Below are 5,015 nucleotides of genomic sequence, written 5' to 3'. Positions count from 1 at the left end.
TGATTGAAATGGTGCTCGCCGTAACCGCCAATAGAGGTCTTGCTGCTCCAGCCGCTGTTGCCGCCGCGCTCAACCGCGCTGGCGGTGGCTTCGATTTTGGCGTCAGTCTGCTTGGACTGTGCCTTAAGACGCTCAATTTCGCGCTGTTGTTTCTGGATGGTTTCCCACATTTCTTCTGTGGTGGGCGCCGCCATTACGACGGGTGCCAGTGCGGCCATTGCCACGGCCAAAGCAGTTTTTTTCATCGTGTCTTCCCCATTGGTATTGTATTGGTGCCACTACTGCTGCACCGAGAACTACAGATTAAGTGCGCGGACTATACCAACTCTAAATACAAATGAAAAGTATTCTCGTTTAGATTACGGTGAAAACATTTCACCTGCACCTTTACCTGAGGTCAGGCACAAAAAAACCCGCCGGGCGCCAGCCGGGCGGGTTTTTGAAGAAAAAGACTTACTGCTGCGGAGCCGGGTGCTTGGCGCCCACTTCTTTCAGCAGGGTTTGCAGCTCGCCATTTTCGTGCATTTCACACACGATATCGCAGCCACCGACCAGCTCGCCTTCTACCCAGAGCTGGGGGAAGGTTGGCCAGTTGCCCACTTTGGGCAGGTTGGCGCGAACATCCGGGTTGGAAAGCACATCGACAAACGCGAAGCGCTCGCCACAGGCCATGACCGCCTGAGACGTACGCGCGGAAAAACCGCACTGGGGCTGATTCGGGGAGCCCTTCATATAAAGGATGATCGGGTTTTCTTCGATCTGCTTTTTGATCGTGTCTATGATGTCCATCATTCACCTTGCTTTTCGCTAAAAGCTTTCGCTATAACCACCAGCCACTCTGGCTTTGCGACATTGTACCTGTTCTACGGACACTACGACAAAGAAGATTGGCAGCAGTTCCACAAGCTAGCGCCGTCCTTTTGCTATAGTGCCCAGATATAACAGTATATTTGGGCGCAGCCGCGCCAATTCAACTCACAGGAGTGTTATCCATGTCCTCTGCATTGCGTTATCTGGTTTTTGCCCTAGCAGGCCTATTGGCGCTGGTCGGCATCGCAGCGGCTAGCCTGCTATTTCTGTTTGACCCGAATGATTTCAAACCCCAGATCGAAAAAGCGGCCGAAACCCATACCCGGCTTGACCTGCAGCTAGATGGCGATATCGGCTGGTCGTTTATCCCTCTGGGGCTGGAGCTGAACACAGTCAAGGCGCGGCTCGACAACGAACCCTTTTTAGAGCTAGAACATCTGGTGGCCCGCGTCAGCCTGCGCTCGTTGATTAAGATGCAGCCCGCCGTGCACCGCTTTGAGCTGGCGGGGTTGGAGCTCAACCTAGCGCTTGATAAGGAAGGGCGCGGTAACTGGGAGCGAATAATGCCCGAATCCGGGGCAGACGCGCAGGAAAGCCCCGCCGAACAAGCGCCGGAAGGCGAAGCCAAGACACTGGTCTTCAATATCAGCGAAGTGGCCATCAGCGACACACGCGTTCATTACCACGACGCCCAGAGCGGCCAGACCACCACGCTGGATAACTTCGCGTTGCAGGCCTCAGATATCACCCCACAGCAGGCATTTCCTCTGAATATGCAGTTCCATCTGGCCACCACCGAGCCGGCAATGGATATCCTCGCGCAGCTCCAGGCCAATCTCACACTGGGCGAGCAGTTCAAGCGGGTCATGCTGGACTCGCTGAGCAGCACCGTCAGCCTGCAGGGCGACGCCACAAACCAGAAGAAAATAGACCTCGCCCTCAACGGTAATATTGACGCCGACCTGGCCCAGAGCCAGATAAAGCTGTCGCCGCTCAAGCTGTCGCTTAACAAGGTACAGATAGACAGCAACCTGGTGGTCAGCCAGTTCGACAGCACGCCCCAGCTGGCGGGCACACTCTCGATAGCCGAATTCTCCCCACGCGAACTGCTGGCCCAGCTCGGTCAAAGTCTGCCGCCCATGCAGGATCCGAACACCCTGCGCAAGCTGTCGCTGGACACAACGCTGGGTGGAGAACCCGGGCAGGTAGCACTGAAACCCCTGAATATTGCGCTTGATGACACCAAGCTCAATGGCGAAGTGCGCTATACCCTGGAAACCGGCGCGGTATTTGCCCGACTGAATCTCGACAAAATTGACGCCGATCGCTACCTAGCACCTACCCCCGAAGAGCCCGCTGGAGAAACGCAAGCCGCCAGCGCCGACCCCGCACCGGAAACGGACCTGCTGCCCCTGGAAACCCTGCGCGGCCTGCGCTTTGACGCCGGGCTCAATGCCGGTGAGCTGATCATTAATCAGATTCCCATTCGCCAACTGGTGCTCAATGCCAGCGCCGCGGACGGAGTGATCAAAGTCTCCCCGCTGAGTGGCCAACTGTATGAAGGTCGTTTTCAGGCCAATGCGACCATCAATGCCGCCGATGCAACACCTCGCTGGCTGGTTAAAGCCAACGTGACCGATGTTAAAACCCTTCCGTTGCTGACTCAGCTGGCCGAAATGCAGCAGTTTTCCGGTCTCGCCAATATCAACCTGGACCTGAATACCACCGGAAACCGCGTCTCCGCGCTGCGCAACAACGCCAAGGGCAAGGCCGATTTCGCAATTAAACAGGGTAAATTTGAAGGCACCAGCATGGCCGCCTATGCCTGTCAGGGCATTGCCTTGATGCACAAAGAAACCATCGACACCAGCGCCTGGCCCAAAGCCACCAGCTTTGAAGACCTCAGCGGCGCGATTACCATCAACGGCAACAGTATCGACAACAGCGCCCTCACCGCCCAGCTCAAAGGCATGGCACTGGAAGGCAAAGGCCAGGTCGACATTGCCAGCATGGACCTGAACTACAGCGCCGGGCTGCGCATTCTGGGAAATATTCACGAAGACAACGCCTGTCGCGTAAACGACAAGCTGAAAGACCTCGTTATTCCCGTGAAGTGCAAAGGATCACTGGTCGGCGACAAAGGCCTGCCCTGTAAATTCGATACTGCCCGCTTCCGCGACACTATTGCCGGCAAGGCCAAGGCCGAAGCCAAGGAAAAGGCGAGCGAGGAAATAGATCGCGGCAAAGAAAAGCTCAAGGAGAAAGCCCGCGACAAGCTGCAGAAGTTCTTCGGTCAGTAGCCGGCAAAGCCTCGCCAACACTTGCGCGCAGGGGCATTGCCAGCCCCTCACAATGGTTATATGATGATCCGTTCGGTGGGCAGCGTTGGCTGCCCTTTTACGTTATACGCAAGAATTTACGTTCTTATTTTCAAAGAATCCAAACACTGGGGATGGTCATGCCCAATACGGTAATGTCTACCTACAATAGGTTGCCCGTGAACTTTGTTCGCGGCGAGGGAGTCTGGCTCGTAGACGAGCAGGACAAGCGCTACCTGGATGCTGTTAGCGGCATCGGCGTTAACGCACTGGGCCACGCCCACCCTGAACTGACACGCCGCATTCAGGAGCAGGCCGGCCAACTGCTGCACACCTCCAACCTGTACGGCGTTAAAAATCAGCAGGCGCTGGCCGACGCGTTGTGCGGCCTGTCTGGCATGGACAATGTGTTTTTCTGCAACTCTGGCGCCGAAGGCAACGAAGCCGCGCTGAAGTTGGCACGACTGTACGGCCACAGCCGCGATATTGATCGCCCCACCGTCGTGGTCATGGAAGGCGCCTTTCACGGTCGTACCCTCGCCACGTTGACTGCTTCTGGCAGTCGCAAAGTACAAGCCGGCTTTGAGCCGCTGGTCAATGGTTTTACCCGCGCGCCCTATGGCGATATCAAAGCACTGGAAACCATTGCCAAGAACAATCACGACGTATGCGCCGTGCTGCTTGAACCAATACAGGGCGAAGGCGGCATCAACATGCTGCCCGAAGGCTTCCTCGAACAGCTGCGCGAGCTGTGCGACAAAAACCACTGGTTGCTGATGCTCGACGAAGTGCAAACCGGTAACGGCAGAACCGGCAAATATTTTGCCTTCCAGCACAGCACCATCATGCCCGATGTGGTCGTTACCGCCAAAGGTCTCGGCGGCGGCATTCCTATTGGTGCATGTCTGGCTCACGGCAAAGCCGCCGAGCTGTTCAAGCCCGGTAATCACGGCACCACCTTCGGCGGCAACCCGCTGGCCTGTGCTGCCGGACTGGCAGTGGTTGAAACCCTGCAGAATGACAAGCTGATTGAAAACGCCCAGCTAATGGGCCAGGCCCTGCGCGACGGTCTGCGACAACGCCTCAGCGGAATCAAAGGCGTGGTAACCGTACGCGGCAAAGGCCTGATGGTAGGCATTGAACTGGCAGCCGCCTGCGGCGAGCTGGTACAGCAAGCGCTGGACGCCGGCCTGCTGATCAATGTCACCTCCGACAAGGTGGTGCGCTTGCTGCCACCACTTATTATCAACCAAGACGAAGTTCAGCAGCTGATCGATACGCTGTGCCCACTGATTGAAAGCTGGGCCGCGCAACGCAACGCCGCCTGATCGTCGCAAATCCAACAAGAAGTAAATCACAATGGCCGTCAGGCATTTTTTGAGCTTAATGGATTGCTCACCCAGCGAATTGCAGCAGCTGATACAGCGCGCAATTGAACTGAAAGCCCAGCACAAAGCGCGCACGGAAACGCCGCGCTTTAACAACTATGTGCTGGGTATGCTGTTTGAGAAATCCTCTACCCGCACCCGCATCTCCTTTGAAGCCGGCATGGCACAGATGGGCGGGCACGCCATGTTTCTCGCACCCGAGCATACCCAGCTCGGCCGTGGCGAACCCATTGAAGACAGCGCCCGGGTTATGTCATCCATGGTCGACATCATTATGATGCGTACCTTTGGCCACGACATTATTGAAACCTTTGCCGAGTACTCCTCGGTACCGGTAATCAATGCCCTGACCGACGACTTTCACCCCTGCCAACTGCTGGCCGACATCCAGACTTATGTGGAGCATCGCGGCAGCATTCAGGGCAAGAAAGTGGCCTGGATTGGCGACGGCAACAACATGTGCCAGAGCTACATCAACGCCGCCATTCAGTTCGATTTC

The 5,015-nt window shown here is 56.4% G+C and carries 3 protein-coding genes and 2 pseudogenes; 3 read left to right on the top strand and 2 right to left on the bottom strand.

All coding sequences use genetic code 11. The annotated features are described in order from the left end of the window. Positions 1-245 (bottom strand): annotated as a pseudogene (locus ABYP39_RS17330) (porin); the annotation flags it as partial. Between the two features lie 208 nt (positions 246-453). Continuing rightward, a complete protein-coding gene (grxD, locus tag ABYP39_RS17325) occupies positions 454-789 on the bottom strand; it encodes a Grx4 family monothiol glutaredoxin (RefSeq protein WP_372759260.1) in 336 nt (111 codons plus the stop codon). Positions 790-992: 203 nt separating this feature from the next. On the opposite strand from grxD, the gene ABYP39_RS17320 reads away from it, so the two are divergent. From ABYP39_RS17320 to ABYP39_RS17310, 3 genes and pseudogenes are all read left to right on the top strand, one after another. Beyond that, positions 993-3,110 (top strand): AsmA family protein, encoded by a 2,118-nt coding sequence (locus ABYP39_RS17320; RefSeq protein ID WP_372783846.1) that lies wholly within the window; start codon positions 993-995, stop codon positions 3,108-3,110. Between the two features lie 158 nt (positions 3,111-3,268). Then, positions 3,269-4,456: an acetylornithine transaminase gene (locus tag ABYP39_RS17315; RefSeq protein ID WP_372783844.1), complete on the top strand. Its 1,188-nt coding sequence runs from the start codon at positions 3,269-3,271 to the stop codon at positions 4,454-4,456. 31 nt (positions 4,457-4,487) lie between these two features. Beyond that, positions 4,488-5,015, top strand: a pseudogene (locus ABYP39_RS17310) (ornithine carbamoyltransferase); the annotation flags it as partial.

Origin of the sequence: Litorivivens sp. (assembly GCF_041625495.1) — a bacterium.
Taxonomy (GTDB): Bacteria; Pseudomonadota; Gammaproteobacteria; order Pseudomonadales; family Spongiibacteraceae; genus Litorivivens.
This window is presented reverse-complemented; position numbering and strand designations above follow the sequence as displayed.

Bases quoted from the DNA above. Each gene is read 5' to 3' on its own strand.
- grxD (WP_372759260.1), bottom strand. From the start codon at position 789: ATGGACATCATAGACACGATCAAAAAGCAGATCGAAGAAAACCCGATC.
- ABYP39_RS17320 (WP_372783846.1), top strand. From the start codon at position 993: ATGTCCTCTGCATTGCGTTATCTGGTTTTTGCCCTAGCAGGCCTATTG.
- ABYP39_RS17315 (WP_372783844.1), top strand. From the start codon at position 3,269: ATGCCCAATACGGTAATGTCTACCTACAATAGGTTGCCCGTGAACTTT.